Here is a 17,678-nt window from a genome sequence, read left to right as displayed (position 1 = left end):
CCGCAATGGTAAACAATGACCCAGAAACACTGGAACTTACCACCGATACGAGCATGATCTAGGCAGACAAACAAGATACAGTGGTAACCATGCCTGCCGCATCTAGTAATTCTTACCACACCAACGATGGTCTTGAACGTGCGATCGTCGACCTAGTCAGAGTCGGCACGCGTGGCCACGGCGCCGGCGTCAGGCAACTCGCTGCTCGGTTGATGAGGTCTGTACCACCAGGAGTACATAATACGGAATCATTCCGCGATGCTGTACACACCGCAATAGCCGCGGGCTCAGATATTACTGAACTGCGTTACACCTCAGGTGCGTTGCCGACAGAAGCAGACAGCGCACATCCACTCGTCGACGTTGACGTAGTTCCGGATGCCGACGGACTCGTCCTCGACCCAGCTGTCATGTCGCAGCTTAAAGAAGTCGTCACTGAACGCGAACGTGCCGAAGAGCTGCATAGTGCCGGACTCGGACTCACTCGGAGCATCTTGCTCAGCGGTCCCCCTGGAGTTGGAAAGACCATGACAGCCCGTTGGCTGGCTCGGGCACTGAATCTACCCTTAGTATCGCTCGACTTATCTTCAGTAGTTTCGAGCTACCTCGGAACCTCCGGGCGCAATATCAAGTCCGTTCTCGACTATGCAAAAAGCGGACCCTGCGTCCTCCTTCTCGACGAATTTGACGCCATTGCCAAAAGGCGTGATGACGATGCTGACATCGGAGAACTGAAACGGATCGTGAATGTCGTCCTCGTTGAGCTCGATCGATGGCCTGACACTAGTTTGCTCGTCGCCGCGACAAATCATCCGCAGTTACTCGACTCCGCCGCCGAACGGCGGTTCGATCGGCTTCTCTCCCTTGGCTTGCCAGATGCTAACCAACGGCGTTCTGTCCTCCAGCATCTGTCCGCGGACGCGGGAGACATGGACCAGAGTGTTCTCTCGATCGTTACCGAACTCACCGACGGGATGACCAACTCCGACTTGGCCCGTCTATGGCTGCTAGCCCGGCGACGCGCGATCCTTACTGATGTGCCAGTGGGCGACGTCCTCCTGAACGAGCTAGCGTGTCACATGCCCGACCCGGGGCCGCGCCGTGACAAGCTCTTCTTAACATTGCGAGATGCCTTGGAGCTGTCCAACAGGCAGATCGCCTCGGTAATTGGTGTCAGCCACCCCACGGTTGCCTCAGGCATCAAGCGAGCAGAAGGAGCACGAAATGGCGGACGAACAGGGTAACGACCCCGCACCACGTCCGTTGCTCGTCAACGGTGAAGCATTGAAGCTCGATGTCCAGGCCCCCAATGGCGGGGGCGGCGACAAGTACGAACCCCAAACAGTCGAACAGGCACAAGCTACGTTGATCCCGCAGATCACCGAAGCGACTGAAATGGTGGCCAATCTGCCACAGGCTCTAAGGGCAAGCAACAGAGTTTATGTCGAAGCGAAGCTGCTCCCCAACTATCTCGCCGCGTCATACTTCCCGACCGAACTGCTGGCACATGTGGGCGCTTCGCCAGTTGGATCGAGAGCCGACGTTGGACAATATGTCACTAAGACGAGACGAACCACTGAGCAAACACGCCGGCTTATTTTCGCAATCTCAGACGACGGACTCTTAGAGCTCCGCCGACTCATTACGAATGGTGGAAGGAACCGGACCGAAGAACAGGCATTTTCACAGATCCGCGAACTAGACGAGATATCCCTGCCCCGCGAGTCTGACGTACTGCACCGCAGCAATACCGATCAGGACTCGGCTGACCTACCCGTGTGGGAAGCCGTGCTTCACCCCCTTACTTCACACCTTGGCGAGCCAGTACCACTAGACAATGAGACACTCGATCGTTGGACAGAACTGATCGAGAATGAGGACGGAACACTCCACAGTGATTATATTCGCCGGGTAGGTGGTCTAACTTTCACACCCGTCAGCCTTCGGTCAAGCCGCGCTGCTAGCCTCGCCCGCTTCAACCCACTTCGAGTCCTCAGACCAATGCCCGCGATTCGCCCACGACCGAGATTTGGTACCCGAAGCGGACAAAGCCTTGACGCCCCAGCGGCACAGCAACCATTTCAAACGAATGTGACAGTCGGCGTTTTTGATGGCGGAGTGGACACGGCACGCCGCACTAGTCCGTTGTTCTCTATCCCCACACACGACCTCACTGCCGAAGCGCCCGACCCAAATGAACTGATTCATGGAACAGGCGTAACCGGAGCCGTTCTCTACGGTCTTGTCAACCCAGGCGATAGCGCCCCGCAACCACCACTACCCGTGGAGAGTTATCGGGTGTTACCTCCGCCATATATCCCCGGTGACCTTGAAGGGTACTGGGTGCTTGACCGGATCAAAGAGGCTGTTGAAGCCAAAGGGCATCGTTTGGTCAACCTGAGTCTTGGCCCGACTCTGGCTGTCGAAGACGATATGGAGCCAAATCGATGGACTAGTGAGTTGGACCAGCTGGCTTGGGACCGAGACGTGCTGTTCGTCGTGGCCGCTGGGAACGATGGCGAAGCGGATCAAGCCACCGGACTACATCGCGTTCAAGTACCGGCAGATATGGCCAATGGACTTGCAGTAGGAGCCTGTGATGCTCCGGCTCCAGAGGCCCCATGGAGCCGGGCACCATACTCGTCAATGGGGCCGGGGCGTCACGGCTCGCGAGTCCAGCCGCTTGGTGTGCAATTTGGCGGAACCGATCAGCGCATGTTCAATGTCCTTCAATCCGACGGAACATTCCTCGAAGCGTCAGGTACTAGTTTCGCTGCACCCGTTACGACGCACGCGCTTGCCGATTTGGTGACCAAGCTCCCCAGGGTCAACAGCAGCGTACTACGCGCTTTTGCAACCCATTTCGCCGAGCGTCCGCACCAGCACCGTAAGCTCCAGACTGAAGTTGGATACGGGCGACAGCCTTTGAACTTCGATGACTTCCTTGACTGCAATCCGAATGAAGCCCACGTTCTCTATATAGACGAGATCGAGCGTGGCGATCTCTTGGGGTATCAGCTTCCGGTAGCCGAGCCGTCCACGACGGACACACGCATTCAGCTCACCCTTGCCTATGCTTCACCCGTCGATCCTGCCCAGCCGACGGAGTACACCAGCGCGTCGCTGGAACTTGCTCTGCGACCTCACCATCTTGTTCATTCGTTCAGGCCTCCGAAGGGGGCTTCTGAGAAGAGTCGCCAGCTCAACCTGCGAAGTGACGAAGCACGCCAACTGCTCGCCCAGGGATGGACGCCCAGCCAAGAACCCACTACGAAAACTCTCACCCCGGCGAAGGGGAACACGGAGAATGACCTTCGCGACAGTGGAAAATGGGAGACGGTTCGGCACTTTCGAACAACACTCAACGCGGGTGAAGTGGAGCTTCCTCGCCTTGAGCTCTCTTACATAGCGCGTCGAAGCGGGGCTCTAGACAACTCCCCTACCAAGGTGCCTTTCGCAATGCTTCTCTCGGTAATAGGAGATTCAGAAGCCGACGACATGTACGATTCAGTACGCTCGCGCTTCAGCACCCTGAGACCAGTTCAGCAAGCACGCGGACGTCTTCGCACGCGTAGTTCAGAACCGACCTCGAATTGGTTTTAATAGCGACCGCAGCAACGTGAGATATCCAGAAAGCTAGTTATGTTTGGCTGGCGCGTGTCGTTGTCGATAGGTATTTCACCTACCTATTCGGTGCCGGTATCGCCGGACATTAGCTCGTCGCCACGTCAACTGAAACTAGCTCCATTTTGACGACCTCATTTGGCCCCACCCTAGTTGTCTGTACCTTCAAGAATCGTCGAGGTTGGATGGCAGCCTATTCAACCGTGGCCAACAGCTGTTCGTGAGGCTACAGCTTACGAATGAGATCGCTGGAAAGACGTCTATGGATTTGCCATCGCGTGACCCTGTTTGAGAACAAACGATCCTTACTCGGCACCCTATTTTCCTGCGAGCTAGGAGCGCACTAAGACTGCTAATGGTTACGAGGGGCAGTCCGCAAACAGTTGCGAGCTTGTACCCACTTTCGGCCGGCAACATCGTTCCTGTGAGTGGTGCTATTCCCAGAAGAAGCCCCGCGAGAGCGCTACCGATACTGAAACCCACACTTCGAACGAACACATGCCAGTCTGAATGCACGTGCGCGTAGGAAAGTGGGTGATCGTAAGCCAAGGCACTCGCCCGCCAAAGAACGCGCCATCGTCGCAGTAGCGGAAACCGGCGAACACAGCCAGACCTCCACCGCGGCCGACTTCCAGATCTTGCGCTCCACTCTCCACCGAATGCTGCGACGACACAAGAGACGAGTCGCTACCAGCCGGCGGCATGAACCGCTCTATAAATCAATACTGGGCACTACAGCCGACGGTTGACGCGTTGGTGGCGTGTAGAGGTCAGGTGAGACGAGTTCGCCAGGTGCTCGTGCCACCTTCGCCTCGACCACGCTCAGATTCTCCTGTAGCTGCCTAATCTTCCCGTGGACGTCGTCCAACTGTGCTTTGTGGTTTTTCAGCTCGTCTTTGTGCACTCTGCTTCCTGCTGATTTCATCGCGGCCGAATATGCTTCCAAACCGGTCGAACACATTTTAGTCAACCGCTCGAGCTCAAACCGATAGACACTCAACGCCGGAGACAGCTTCGTCTTATCCGCTGCCTCGATTCGCACACGCTCCACGGCTGCAGCCACCCGTTCCTCAACCTGGCTCGTGATCTTGTTCGCCTCACCTCCCAGACGCTCCGACAGCCCCATCCGCGCACTCTGGGCGTGCGCAGCTTGCCCTGCACGGGCTTCATCAACGAAGGGTGCGCCCTCGGCGGCCCGACCGTCAGCGGTGTACTCGCTGACCTCTGGTTCACCCGTCTGTACACCCGCCCGTATTGGAATCACATCGGCCTTCGTCACCGAATACGCCGCCTCGTCCTGTGCTTCCGCAGTCGGCTCCTGCCGTTTCTTTCGTTCTTCGGTCTCCTGCATGGCCCGGATCTTCTGATCAATCTCAGACAGACGCGTCTTCGCCTCGACAAGTTCCTCAGCGTGTTTGAACGGTCTCCCCAACTGCCCATCGACCGATTCGATCGTCGCCTCAGCCTCGGCACGGTTAGCCAGCAATCTGTCGCGCAGACGGTCAAGGCCCGTAATCTTGTTCTCCAACAGCTGCGCAACATTCCGCTCAGCATGACTCCGAGGATCAAGGAGCGCGTCACAGTCGACGTCGACCTGCATCGCCTCAGCATCAGCCCCCGTTTTATCGGGGATCAGCAACAAGCGGCGACCTTCGACAACGTTGTAGTGAACGTCCACCGTGACGGTGAACCCACCAATCTCAACGCGGTTACCGTCACCGTTCAAAAGTCCGCCACCAGGCCGCGATACGGCACGAATGTGTTCATAGATCGCTGCCGAGGCTTCCTGCCGATCATCGAACACCTCCCCCGCCACAGTGGCCTTGAACAGGTCACCACGAGTATCAACACGTCGTGCAATAGCGGACTCAACGTCCGGCAGACGCCGATCAACCTGAGCAATCCATTGTTCCGCCGAGGTGCGACGGAACCGCAGCGCGGCTTGAGCTTTCTCATGGCCACGGGCACGACGGGAGAGTTTCTGCACTGTCACGTCCACCTCAGTGCGCTCCATCAACAACGGGTTGCCTGACGACCCGGCCATCATCTGCTGCGCATCCAACGCCAAATCACCAGGATCATCGAGTTCCCGCACGTCCAGCCGGCCCCGCATCACCTGCGAGATCGCGGTGGCCTTGCGACCGATAATGTCCCACGACGTCGAGTCGAACGTGTTCTCCGTGGCATACCGGTAGATCTGGACCTCACCGTTCTGGTTACCCTGCCGCAGAATCCTGCCCTCCCGCTGCTCGAGCTGGTCCGGCCGCCACGGGCAATCCACGTGATGCATCGCGATCGCTCTGGCCTGAATGTTCGCCCCGGTCCCCATCTTCTGACTCGACCCGATGAGCACATCAATGTGCCCCTCACGCGCGGCCTTGAACAGGTTCGCTCGTGCCTCGTCGTCCTTCGCGTCGTGGATGAACCGGATCCGGTCACGGTCGAGGCCGTGCCGGGTCACGAGGTCGGACTTCATCTGGTCATAGGCGTTCCATTCCTCATCGTTTGGAGTCGAGAGGTCACAGAACACGATCTGCAACGCACCCTTATTCGCCGAGACATCGTTCGTGCCGGGGACCAGGTATTCGTTGTCGCGGTTCTCCCGCCAAATCTTAGCGATTCGGCGGGTCACGTAGTTGATTTTCACGTCCCCGCTGAATCCTTCGCCAACCATGCGGGGATCCAGGGCGACTTTGCGTCCGTCGTTGTAGACCGTGAGGTGATTATCTGCACCCTTTTCTGGTCGACCGCTGAGCTTATCGAGCCGTTCCTCGAGATACTCCATGTACGCGGCGTGGGTCTCGGTGCGAGGAATGATCACCATTTCGGGTCGCCGTTCCCCCGCCGTGTTGACCGCCTGGTCCGGTACCGGCAGGTTGAGGTCCTCAGACCGGCGTACATCCGCGAACTGCTGCCACGACGAGAGCATTTCGGGCACGTTCTTAAACTTCGCGAATCGTGTGCGCTGCTTCAACCGACCAGCTGCGTCGCGTTCGATCCTCGTGACCGTTTCCCCGAAAGTGGCACCCCACTGATCGAACGAGCGCACTCCTGCATCCTCGAGCAGATCCGGGCGCAGGTACCGGGCCATGACGTGGGCTTCGCTGATCGAGTTCGCGATCGGGGTACCCGTCGCCAGCGTCACGACTCTCTCCCCGTAGGTCTCACGCAGATACCCGATCTTCATATCCAGATCCGTGGCCATCTGCGAGCCCTCAATGAAGGCCCCTGCAATCGACGTCGGGGTATGGAGGTTCTTGAACTCGTGGGCCTCATCGACGGTGAGGTAGTCGATCCCGGTGTCTTCGAATGACAGATTCGTCTCATCCGCCTTCGACAGAATCTTCTCGAGCCTGGCCTCCTGAGTCTTCTTCGCCCCCTCGATCTGTTTGACCGTCCGGCTCGTTTCCTTCCCCGTCGCGGCCTCCATGTCGGCTCGCGCCTGGTCCAGGTCGGCGGTGATGTCTCGAAAGTACTGCTTCGCGGTATCGGCCTTCACTCCCAGGAGCCGGAAAGCAGCATGGGTCATGACGATCCCGTCCCAGTCGCCCGTGGTGGCTTGCGCGATGAAGGCTCTCCGGGCGTTGAGGTTGCCGCCCTTAACCGCAAGGTCGTCACTGCCTGCAGAAAGCAGCTTCGCGTTCGGGTACATTTCCTGCCACTCACGAGTGAACTGCTCGAGCATGTGCCCAGGCACCAGCACTGCCGGTTTCGAGACCAGACCGCGACGTTTGAGCTCCATCATTCCCATGACTGCGGCACCAGTCTTTCCGGCACCGACAACATGGAAGAGCCCAACAGCCGGCTCCGCGATGATCCGCGCCACGGCGGTCTTCTGATGCGGGTGTGGAACGTAGTCATCGACGAGTCCCGGCAGACTCAACCGTTCGGCTTCGGGTTCATAGTCACGGGGTACCAGTGAGTTGAAGCGTTTGTTGTAGTCAGCGCACAGGCGTGCCGATCGGGCAGGGTCTTCCCAGACCCAGTCTTCAAACCTCTCGACGATCTCATCGGCCTTGGCCCTCGCGGCCTCGGTCTCTGTGGCGTTGAGCACTCGTGTCTTGTCCTCGAGGGTGTCCATGACTTTGATCTCGGTGCCCGACAGGAGTTTCCGGTAGATGTCATAGACCGGCATCCGCTCCGTACCCCACTCGGAGATAGCCTCAACAGTGCGCCGGTCTCCCCCGTGTTCAACTTCCCAGAACCCGGCGCCAGCCTTATGGACTTTCGCCCAACGGTCGCGGGCAATGTCGCGGAGGAACTGTTCATGGTCACTGGCCGGGATCCACACTGCCCCGATGGTCGGGGTGATGTCTTCGAGTCCAATGTCGTCGGGGATCACCGCCGTCAGTGCTCTCACGTTCACCGCGTACCGATCGTCTTCACTCGCGGCACTCTCGGCTGCCTCCAACTTCGCCCGTACGTTGCCTGAGAGGTATTCCGCACGGGTGGCCAGCTGCCCGGTCACTGGGTCGTCGAAGACGAGTTCACCCAGTTCACGCCTGGCGGTTGATTCGTCGGTGCCCAGCAGGTTCGCGATCCGGTCGAGCTCGGCCCTCCCTCGTGCATCGAGGCACAGTGCGACAGCTTCTTCGGCGGTGTCGGCTCCAAGTAGGGGCCGGTTCTGTTCCACAGTCCTCTGGTGGAGGACATCAGCGGCGATCGCTTCGCCGGTCTCGTCGTTGTAGACCTCGAGGGCCTTCGTCAACGACCACATCGGATCCGCACGCATGATCTTCGCAGGTGTCGGGTCGACCCTGACCTGCACCCGTACTTGTTCACGTTCCCCGGTGTCCTCGTTGCGGACCGTCTTCGTCTGCCACCTGGTCTGGTGCCGGTTGATCGGTCCGAACTTCTCCACATGCTTGGCCCACACGCGTCGGGTGTCCTCGCGCAGAGCAACGAGTTCATCGGTATCGACCGGGTTCGCCACCTGCCCTTCGATGAGCGCGGCCGCGCGATCGCGCAGATCCATCAGTGACCGCACTTCGGCCATCGCGTTTTTCGGCACTTTGACCTCTTCGGTCACGTCCCTGAGCGCACGCACGAATACGCTTGGTTCGGTCTCGACCAGCGTTCCTGGCCATTGCCCGGGTGCCAGCTCGATCACCGGCGTCTGCTCCCGGGCGGCGATGACTTCCGGGCTCGGCGGCACATAGGCCCGTCCGCGCTCGTTCGCGGCGTCCACGATTGCCGACAGCCGCTGTCCCAGGTCGGCGGGAACGTCGGCCAGGTTCTCAGCGGTGACGTCGATCTGTGAGTCGCGGAACGTCGAGACCGATACTGTGCCCAGGACGTTCTCAGGATGGTCCTGGAAGTACCGGTTCATCAACGGTGACGTCTCGGCACCTTCAATGGGCGTGGGCACTGCCCTCACCCAGCGCAGTGTCTCCGGTGTCGGTTCTTCTCCTGGCAGGCGTTTGCGGAAGACCAACACGTCGGTGACGACTTCGGTCCCTGCAGTCCGTCGATGTGTGCCATTGGGCAGTCGCACCGCGCCGACGAGATCGGCCTCGCGGCTGATCTCGGCACGGAAGGCGGGGTTCTGTGCATCCATCGTGTATGCCGAGGTCATCATCACCGCGACTCCCCCATTATGGAGTCCGCCGACGGCCTTGCGGATGAAGTGATTGTGGATTGAGAACCGTTCTCCCGGGTTCCACGACGGGTCGAATACCGGGAAGCTGCCGAATGGGACGTTCGCGATCGCGGCGTCGAACTGGTCCGGGCGAATCAGCGTCTTAGCGAACGATTCGTTGCGCACATCAGCGTGCGGGTACAGGTATCCCGCGATCTTCGCAGACAGCGGGTCGAGTTCGACTCCGACCATGCTCATGCCCTCGGGCGCGGTACCGATGAAGTTGCCGGATCCGCACCCCGGCTCGAGGACACGGCCCTCTTCGACCCCCAGCCGCGACATGGCCGACCACATGTGTGTCACGATCGCCGGCGACGTGTAATGGGCGTTGATCGTCGTCGCTCGAGCGGCCTCCCATTCGTCCTCGGTCAGCAACGCACGCAGTTGCTCTCGTTCCCTGGCCCAGTTGCCCTTCGACTCATCGAATACATCGGCCACGGCTCCCCACGATGACCACCCGGCCAGGACGTCCTGATCCTGGTCGGTCACTGACCGGCCAGTGGCGGTCAGTGACCGGACACGCTCAATCGCAGCAATGTTCGCCTGGAAACGGGCTTTCGGACCCGATGGCACGTATTCCTGTGACCGGTCAATACGGAAGACCCGGCCGGTCACCTGACCGGCCCCTTCGGTGTTTGAGTCCGGTCGTGACCGGTCACGCAATGTGTCCGTGACCGGCTCAGCGATCTCGCCGGTCACGGACACGACCTCGATGTTGTCCGACTCGAGGAAGTCGGTCAGGCTCAGTCGCCCAGTGGAGTACCGGTCTCGTCGACCTCGGGTGGATACCGGTCGAGGACTACTTCCTGCCAGGCTATTTCGTCGGCCTGCCTCCGGTTCGCTCGGCTCTTCCCGATCAGCAGCAGCGGATTCGCTCTCTCCTCTGCCGTGGCCTGCACGCCTTCCGGCTCCAGAACCTCGAGCACCTGGTGCCACCTCTGCAGGTATTCCTCGCTCAGCACCTGGTAGTGGTCGTCCGGGTTCTGAATCGTTGCTGCCCGCGAGGGGGCGAACGTCTCCACGTACTCCCGGATTCTCCTGCCCTCTGCCATCATCCTCACCTGCTCCTGCATTGTCATCGACGCCTGGTTCGGTGACCAGTTCCTGCTTGACCGTCAGCACCGGCTGCTCATCACCTTCACCTGAGAAGATGAGGTCGAACAGGCCCTCAGCGTCTTCGAACTGTTTTTTCGCCATTCTGCCTTACCTCATATATTAGAACGTATGATCTATTTGTCAATGGTCGTGCGGATTGGTGCCGATCGGTCACCGGTCAAGGCTGGCGTCCGGCCCGTGACCGGTCACACCAGGGCCGGTCATCATGTCCAAGCTCGGCCCGGTCACGGTGACCGCCGCCGACCGGTCACGGCCCATATGCTCATCCCAGGCACGTGTCTGAGTGACCCCGGTCGCCCGGTCAACGGTCATCATCCGAGCCGCAAGCTGACCGGTCACAGACTCCGGTTCGTCCATCAGTGCACTCGATTGCTCGAACCGTGTCCGGGCACGCGCGTCCAAATCCGCATCTCCGGACACAGCTCTCCAGGATTCAGTGACCAAGCGTGACCGGTCATATTTTTGACCGGACTCGCCCAGGTCGATCGTGCACGCCCGATCTTGCTTCTCGTGGGCGTCCCAGTACCGGTTGAGTGCGGTTTCGACCTGGGCCGGTTCTGCCGTCGGTGTCCATGACATCAATGCCGCTTCCCTACTCGCGGCTTTCGTCACGTACATGCTCTGACTGTCCTCGAGCTGCCTGGCCGCCGCCTCGGGCAGTTCGGTTTGGATTGCCCGCTTCACGATTGCCCAGTCCTGACCACCCGTGACGGGATCCTTCGCCGCGACGAGCGCATCGGCGTAGCGTTCCATCACCGCGGCCTCGCCCGGTGCCTGCTCTGCCAAGTCGTTTGCCGCGCGTTCGGCGTCTCTCGCCTGACCGGTCAGCAGCTTCTGCACGTCTTCCATGTACTCCAGCTGAGACTCTGGTGCCTCAGTGATCCGTTGACCCAACTGTCTGACGAGGCGGACTCGTAGCCCCATCCGGTCACGGACCTCAGCAATATCGGTATCGGCCATGATCGGTCACTTCCACATCTCGAACGTCGATGTCTGTTCGAACTCGACGGTGGGCGGTTCCACCCCGTACATGCTTTGCGGGTCTGTGGACTTCTCGATCATCCCCTTCTGCAGGCTCAGTCCCTCACCGGGCTCTCTTGCCTGGTCTGCCAGCGTGAGGGCTGGCATCGCGGGAATCCCGATCCCGGCGGCGTAGTCATGCGCCCGGGCACTGTTGACTCCACGGTCATCGACGATGGACCGTTCGACCGATGAGAGTTTCCTCCACCGGTCGCTGAGTTCCTTCTGCTCACGGCTGATGACGTCATAGCAGGCCATCGCCAACGCCTGCCCTCTCAGAGTGGGGGTGCGTGGCAGGTGACGCCGGTCGACCATCTCGTCCCAGTCGAGACGGTCTCGTTCCTGGGCGGCATCAATGTAGCGGTGAATCTGTTTGATCATGCCGTCCTTCTCCGGGTACCAGTGCATTGGATCCCCCGGCGTCAGACGCAATGCCGCCTCGACACTGGATTGTTCGGTGAGCTTGCCTGCCTTCGTTGCAAGAACCTCCCGGTACTCGTGGGGGAACCTCTCGCCCAGACTCCGGCGCAGGCACGCCATGAACGGTGTCGTCCGCTGCGCCGCCTGCTGCAGTGCCACCGAGTACGCAGTCAGCGCGGCCGCTCTGCTCGCCGCGACCCGCTCATTGGCCTCGAACAACTCACGAAGCGACTCAGGCGTGGTTTCACGTTCTCTCGTTTCCCGGAAGTCTTTGGCGGCAGCCCGGTATTTCCGGGTGGCCAGCTCCACGTGTTCGCCAGCCATTGCGATCTCGCGTTTGATGTATCGTTCGGCCTCGGCCCGCCGTGTCGGTTCCTCGGCCATTGCTTGCCCATGGACGAGTGCATCGACGATACGTTTCCGCAACAGCACCACGGCCTCATCGGCTTCCACCAGATCCAGAGGGCCATTCCCGGACTCACGGCGGGTCTGATAATCGTCTCGTGCCTCGCTCCACCACTGTTGGGCCTCTTCCCGGCCCGGAACCCGCACTGTCCTGGCCGGGTTGCGTGCGTCGGCGATCGCATCGTCGACGACCCTTTCAAGGATCTCTGGTGACATGTCCCCGTGGCCGGTGCCCAGATGATCTTCCATCTGGTAGATCAAGACCCCACCGTTTTCGATGCGGTCGAGGTCCCCATAGGCGTAACCGACAGCATCGAGACCGAATATTCCAGGATCTGCGGGTTCGCCAGCTTCCCGGGATTGGCGGCGCAACCACTGTTCGTGATCGGCAAGTTCGCTCCAGCGCTCCCACCGCAGCGCAACATCGTCTGGGGTGTTCCCGTCGACGCCCAAGCGCATCGCAGCCCCGGGAGGGGCGGCTGCGAGTTCGGCGTGCAAGTGTTCCAACTCAGTTGTGTTCATGATCGTTCTCTTTCTCGTGCTGTCTTAGGCGCTCAACCGCGCCAGGTCGCCCATGCTCGTGTCGCTGGTAGGTTCTCCGACGGGGAGCACTCCTTGATCGAACCGGCGGGCCATGACCTCGCAGTACTGTTCGTTCTTCTCGATGCCGATCGCTTTGCGCCCCAGCATCCGTGCCGCCGCCAATGTCGTCCCCGACCCGGCGAAAGGGTCAAGGATCGTCTCTCCTGGGTCAGTGAACTGAGTCAGGAGTGTGTGCATGAGTTCTTGGGGTTTCTGCGTCGTGTGCAACCGTGATCCGGTCCGGCCCCGATCGAGAACGATCGGGAACGACCACACGGCATGCTTGCCGCCCCCGTTCCACCTCTTCCGACCCTTCGGATGGGCGATAGTGATGGCCTCGAATCCGGTTGCGGGACGGTCCCCGGAGAATTGTGGAGTCGCGCCGAGTTTCACCCACGCCCCGGTGCGCACATAGTCCAGGCCCGCACTCGTGAGGTCCTCTCGCCACAGGTGGTCGGACTCGACGTCGGAGAACACGAGCACCCATCGTGCCGCGATCCGTGCGAACTCTGCCGCGCACAGTCTTCGTAAGTCCGCATCCAGGTGGTCGAATCCCAGATCGACGGTACGGCGCACGTCGGCCCCGTAACGGCCCCCACGGTCATTGGCTGCTCTCATCCGCCCCGACCGTGCGTTCGAGTGAATGTGCTCCCCGTAGGGCGGGTCGGTGATCACATGGTCCACACGCGAGAACTCCGGCAGGAGGTCGGCGCAATCACCGTGGTAGATCACCACATCGTCATCTTCGTAGTAGGCATCCACCCTTGATCACCGCTCCAAGTCCGCACCGGCAACGGCGGGCGCCGATGTCGGAGGATGACTCAGGTACGGTGCCACCGACGGTGCTGGGGCGCTGTTGTGCATCGTCACGGGCTTGGCTGAGTTCAGTGCACCGACGACGACGCTGCACTGATATGCGACTCGCTCCGAATCGTCGCGCAGCACCGCAACCTCCTGCGCAGTCGCGCCACCGTCGAGGCCGTAATCGTCGCTGCTCTGGATGGACTCGATGCGTTCCTGAGCGTTATAGACCGTCCTGAACTGCACGTCCTCGGCTCGCTCTCGTAGCTCGAGACGCTGCTGTGCGCTGACAGTCACGTCGACGTCTCTCTCGCCCTCGATCACGACGTGGTCGAACGCCGGCCCCATAGACTCCCGGCTCGCTTCCCACACCGGGCGGGGCAGCTTGAATCTCACGTCGGCGTGCTGTTGAACAGACTCGTTCGGAGCTGGGAACGAATCAATCTCGACCGGGACACCATTGCGCAACACCCACCAATCACTCGTCGGCGCAGGACCATCCTCATTGGGTACCTCGACGAATTCTTCTTGCTCGAGGTCTGCACCCTCAGGAACGCCCACCGATACCAAGCGAGTTTGAGTATCCCTCCAGTACTCGTGACTGGAATACACCTCGTACTTGGTATCCTCGTTGAGATCAGTTCGACGACAGCTGGGCTTGAGTCGTTGCGCAATCTGCTCACGCAAGAGGTGACCGGCCGCCACCGGTTCATCGAGAGGCAGATTTTCCGACGGTGGCCGATCAAGAGCCGACCATGCCGCAACATCAGCGTTCTGGGCCTCCAAACGTTGAAGACCCCGCCCATCAGCGGCCGTCCAGCTCTCTGGATTGGGTGGCATGCACGAGACCGTCGCCTCCAGGCTGGCTTGCTGCATCACGCCCCACTCGCGGGTTTGCCGCAGATCCGGCATACGCTCAGGGCTCACGACCTCTGCTGTTGTCACTGACATTCCGGCCAACCATGGCCGCGAATCGCTCTCAGCGGCCGTGATCGCCGCCTGGAAGGCCTTCAAGTGTGCAGCACGCGCTGCTGTTTCCCGATGCCCTTCCGTGTCTCCAGCGAGCTGCAGCAAGGTGCTGGATTCTTCATAGATACGAATCGCACGGGACACTCCCGCTTCTGACACGGCCTCAGTCAGTCGGTATCGCAGTTCGTCGTCGATGAGGAATCGGTCTCGTGCGGGACGCTTCATCAGATCTTCGTGCGCATTCGCGAGGCGGATAACCACTTCCCTTCGCATCCGACTGACGACGGCGTCGGCTGCAGCGAGCCGTTCTTTATGCAGATCGCCCCACGGCATGGAACCCGGCTCGAAGGCATCAACCATGTCCGTTCACCGTCCCAGACCAGCATCGGGTGCGTGATCCGGTGGCGGGGGCGGTGAGTACTGCTGATGGACTGCCTGGCCACGATCAGCGAACTGCTGAGAATGCTCCGGATACGGGTCCGGGTTCTGACCCCAGGCAAGCGAGCTCTCCGCTTCGGGACCGCTCACACTCTGGGTCACGTCCTGCTGAATGTCGCGGCCGACGGCGACGCCACCGCGTCCTTGTGATTCGTGCATGTAGCTGGCCGAGACGTCGTGGGCGTAGATTTTGTGTCCGACCCGCTGGTTGCCCTGCCCATCAATGTAGGGTTTCGGCACGTAGTTGCCCTCGACACTGACACGTTGGCCCTTCTCGAGCGAGGCAAGAACGTTGTCACGCAGCTTCGGCTGGTCGACCGTGACTTCGTACCGAGTGGCCTTCGCGTCCTTCCACTCCTGAGTGTCCGGATCCTTATAACGTTTGTTCTCCACCACGGGGAACGCCACGAACGACTTCCCCTCCGGGGTGTTGATCAGTTTGGGGTCATCGGCGACATATGCTTTGACGGTTCTCTTCTCGGCCATCGTGCTCACTCTCCTCAATCGTGAGTCCGCATTCATTGCGACTCACCAGGAGTACCCACCAGCCGTTCCGTGCCTTCGAGTGACAAACATTTGCACCCGAAACACCGTAAACACAGTGAAAGCGGCGACCTGTGTGATCAGGCCACCGCTTTCCTCTGTTCTGCCCCGCTGATGTTCAGGCGACGATTTCAATATGGGTCGGGCACACGTGGTCACCGTCGTGCCCCAGCCTCAGACAGCACCCCAACGCGCTTGACGTTGTGTCTCCGCATTCGAGCGCCGCCAGTGCTTCTTGCGCTTCGTCGAACTCGCGGCCAGCTCGAGCAGCTTCCATGCCGAACCGACCCCGATCGTTCACCAGTGATTCGAAAGTCGCGTCGTGAACGGTCTCCACTGTCGCGCGCTCGTCATGGTCTCCCTCGTGACCGGCCCGTCGCCCGCACTCGGTCTCGATTTCCCACTCTTCGCCGTCGGGCCCCGGCGTCAAATACTTGAACACTGCCAAGCACTGCACCCGGCGCAGGTCTTCTGTCGCTTTGTCCCTTCGACTGCTCGCAACACGAAACGCCTCCAACGCCTCGTGAGCGGCCGCCGATGCCTTATCGAACTCACTCCCTGTCACCATGGCTTCTTCCTTCCTCGTCCTCTCGTCGCTCGTTCACACCCACCGAGGCAGGCCCTTGCCCATCCAGAACAACTCATCCGTCTGAACACCAGCGGACGCATCGATCGCGGCCACGTGAGCATCCAACGCAGCTCTGAAGCTCTCGTAACGGCCCTGCGGGTAGTTCGCCAACGGGGTTTTGCGTTTCCAGCCATCGGAGTACTCAAAGATCCAGCAGATCTCGTTCCCGTCGAGGTCCTCGACCATCCAGGATCCACCGTCTTCGTCAGCAACCTGGATTTCAGTGCGATAACACGTACCAAGCTGGTGCTCGAACGCTTCTCTTTGTTTCACCGTGAGTCTCCTTTCGAATCGGTCTCTTAACCGCTCACAGGTCCGCGGGCGGCTGCTCTTCGCTCTCAGCGTCCTCGTCGTCGAAGCCGGTCCATGGACCGTCCTTGGAGTCAGCTCTCTCCCAAACAAGTTCCATCGCCTCGGGCACCTGCGCGACCGTCGTTGTCAACACGGCATCAGACCCGCCAGGCACACCATCACCAGTGAGCACAGCTGTTGACTCGCCTCGAGCTTTTCGTCTCGCTCCGGCACCGCCGAGGTTCGATTCCCCCACCAGTTCACCGTTGTCATCCACGACACGCACCCGCACGAAAGTCGCTTCTCCGGTCTGTGTGGGCCGGTCCAGTGTCTTCGTCTCGGTCCGCGTGAACACGGTCTGTTCCCACAGCTCTTCGTCGTAGTCACGCTTCACGACGTCCGGTTCTTGATGAGAGCCTTCCCCACAACCGCCGAGTTCTGACACGAACCCGCGCAGACGCATGATCATGGCCTGCAGTTGCGGCAACCACATCCACATCGGATTCACCGTCGGGGCGCCCTCTTCCCATGCTTTCCATTCGAGGTTCATGGCTGCGTGGAGTTCAGCAACGATTTCGGTGTGCCGGAACCAGCACGGAGGGATCACTGACTTGTTGATCTTGAATTCGGCGATCAACCAGTCCACCCACCGACGCAGCCCTACCCAGGCTTCTTGCTGGAGCTCGACGGGGATCTCCCGCCACCGCATTCCCAACCATTCCGGATACGTCGTCTGTTCCATCAACCCCATCAAGCCCGGATCAACATACGGAGAGGACGACGTGTTCTCATACACCTGGTCCGGGTCCGTGATCTTCGCCAGCAACGCATCAAGGTCACTGGGGTCGACATCGTCGTCGGATTCCGGTGTGGGTTCGGGTTCATCGACCATTGGTCCGTCCCTTCTTGTGATACTTCCGTGCTTTCGCCGACACGGCTTCGGCGAGACGGCGCACCATTGCCCCGATCACCTTCGCTGACCGACCTTCCCCGGTCTCGTCTTTCATCAACTCGTGGGCGGTGGTGTGGCACAGGTCCGAACACAACCAATATCCCGTCCCGCCAGAGACGACTGATGCCGAGCATTGCTCGACCGTTTCGTAGTCGGTGCTGATGGAGTGCCACTCGAGTTCAGCGAACCGGCCACACACCTCACACAGCATCGGTTTCGCATCACTGTTCGCGCTCATCGTGGGTCCTCCA

13 protein-coding genes are annotated in these 17,678 nt (G+C 60.3%); 2 read left to right on the top strand and 11 right to left on the bottom strand.

Annotated features, from left to right (window positions below; all coding sequences use genetic code 11):
* The first annotated feature begins 89 nt into the window (after nt 1–89).
* Entirely contained in the window at nt 90–1,244 is a 1,155-nt protein-coding gene (locus LQ788_RS06220; protein WP_231445953.1) for an AAA family ATPase, read from the top strand.
* Entirely contained in the window at nt 1,225–3,603 is a 2,379-nt protein-coding gene (locus LQ788_RS06215; protein ID WP_231445951.1) for a S8 family peptidase, read from the top strand. The genes LQ788_RS06220 and LQ788_RS06215 overlap by 20 nt, the downstream gene beginning before the upstream one ends.
* Before the next feature lie 733 nt (nt 3,604–4,336).
* On the opposite strand, the gene LQ788_RS06210 is transcribed toward LQ788_RS06215, so the two are convergent.
* The 11 genes from LQ788_RS06210 to LQ788_RS06160 form a co-directional block, all read right to left on the bottom strand.
* Complete coding sequence (locus LQ788_RS06210; protein WP_231445949.1) at nt 4,337–9,961, bottom strand: helicase-related protein; 5,625 nt, start codon at nt 9,959–9,961, stop codon at nt 4,337–4,339.
* A gap of 44 nt (nt 9,962–10,005) precedes the next feature.
* Complete coding sequence (locus LQ788_RS06205) at nt 10,006–10,341, bottom strand: hypothetical protein (RefSeq protein ID WP_231445947.1); 336 nt, start codon at nt 10,339–10,341, stop codon at nt 10,006–10,008.
* A 187-nt stretch (nt 10,342–10,528) separates the two neighbouring features.
* Nucleotides 10,529–11,338 carry a hypothetical protein gene (locus tag LQ788_RS06200; RefSeq protein ID WP_231445945.1) on the bottom strand — a complete coding sequence of 270 codons (810 nt, stop codon included), beginning with the start codon at nt 11,336–11,338 and terminating at the stop codon, nt 10,529–10,531.
* A gap of 6 nt (nt 11,339–11,344) precedes the next feature.
* Nucleotides 11,345–12,745, bottom strand: a complete 1,401-nt coding sequence (locus LQ788_RS06195; protein ID WP_231445944.1) for a hypothetical protein — start codon at nt 12,743–12,745, stop codon at nt 11,345–11,347.
* Nucleotides 12,746–12,769: 24 nt separating this feature from the next.
* The gene (locus LQ788_RS06190) at nt 12,770–13,567 is read right to left on the bottom strand and encodes a DNA-methyltransferase (RefSeq protein ID WP_231445943.1); all 798 of its coding nucleotides are present in this window, start codon (nt 13,565–13,567) and stop codon (nt 12,770–12,772) included.
* Nucleotides 13,568–13,573: 6 nt separating this feature from the next.
* Complete coding sequence (locus LQ788_RS06185; protein ID WP_231445942.1) at nt 13,574–14,935, bottom strand: hypothetical protein; 1,362 nt, start codon at nt 14,933–14,935, stop codon at nt 13,574–13,576.
* 6 nt (nt 14,936–14,941) lie between these two features.
* Nucleotides 14,942–15,499, bottom strand: coding sequence for a single-stranded DNA-binding protein (locus tag LQ788_RS06180; RefSeq protein ID WP_231445941.1), 558 nt, complete (start codon nt 15,497–15,499; stop codon nt 14,942–14,944).
* A gap of 175 nt (nt 15,500–15,674) precedes the next feature.
* Entirely contained in the window at nt 15,675–16,124 is a 450-nt protein-coding gene (locus tag LQ788_RS06175) for a hypothetical protein (RefSeq protein ID WP_231445940.1), read from the bottom strand.
* A gap of 33 nt (nt 16,125–16,157) precedes the next feature.
* A complete protein-coding gene (locus LQ788_RS06170; RefSeq protein WP_231445939.1) occupies nt 16,158–16,457 on the bottom strand; it encodes a hypothetical protein in 300 nt (99 codons plus the stop codon).
* Between the two features lie 34 nt (nt 16,458–16,491).
* Nucleotides 16,492–17,367 (bottom strand): hypothetical protein, encoded by an 876-nt coding sequence (locus tag LQ788_RS06165; RefSeq protein WP_231445938.1) that lies wholly within the window; start codon nt 17,365–17,367, stop codon nt 16,492–16,494.
* Nucleotides 17,357–17,665, bottom strand: a complete 309-nt coding sequence (locus tag LQ788_RS06160) for a hypothetical protein (RefSeq protein ID WP_231445937.1) — start codon at nt 17,663–17,665, stop codon at nt 17,357–17,359. The genes LQ788_RS06165 and LQ788_RS06160 overlap by 11 nt, the downstream gene beginning before the upstream one ends.
* Nucleotides 17,666–17,678 lie beyond the last annotated feature (13 nt).

Origin of the sequence: Brevibacterium zhoupengii (assembly GCF_021117425.1) — a bacterium.
Classification (GTDB): domain Bacteria; phylum Actinomycetota; class Actinomycetes; order Actinomycetales; family Brevibacteriaceae; genus Brevibacterium; species Brevibacterium zhoupengii.
The sequence above is the reverse complement of the archived record's forward strand: the minus strand, read 5'-3'. Positions and strand labels throughout refer to the sequence as shown.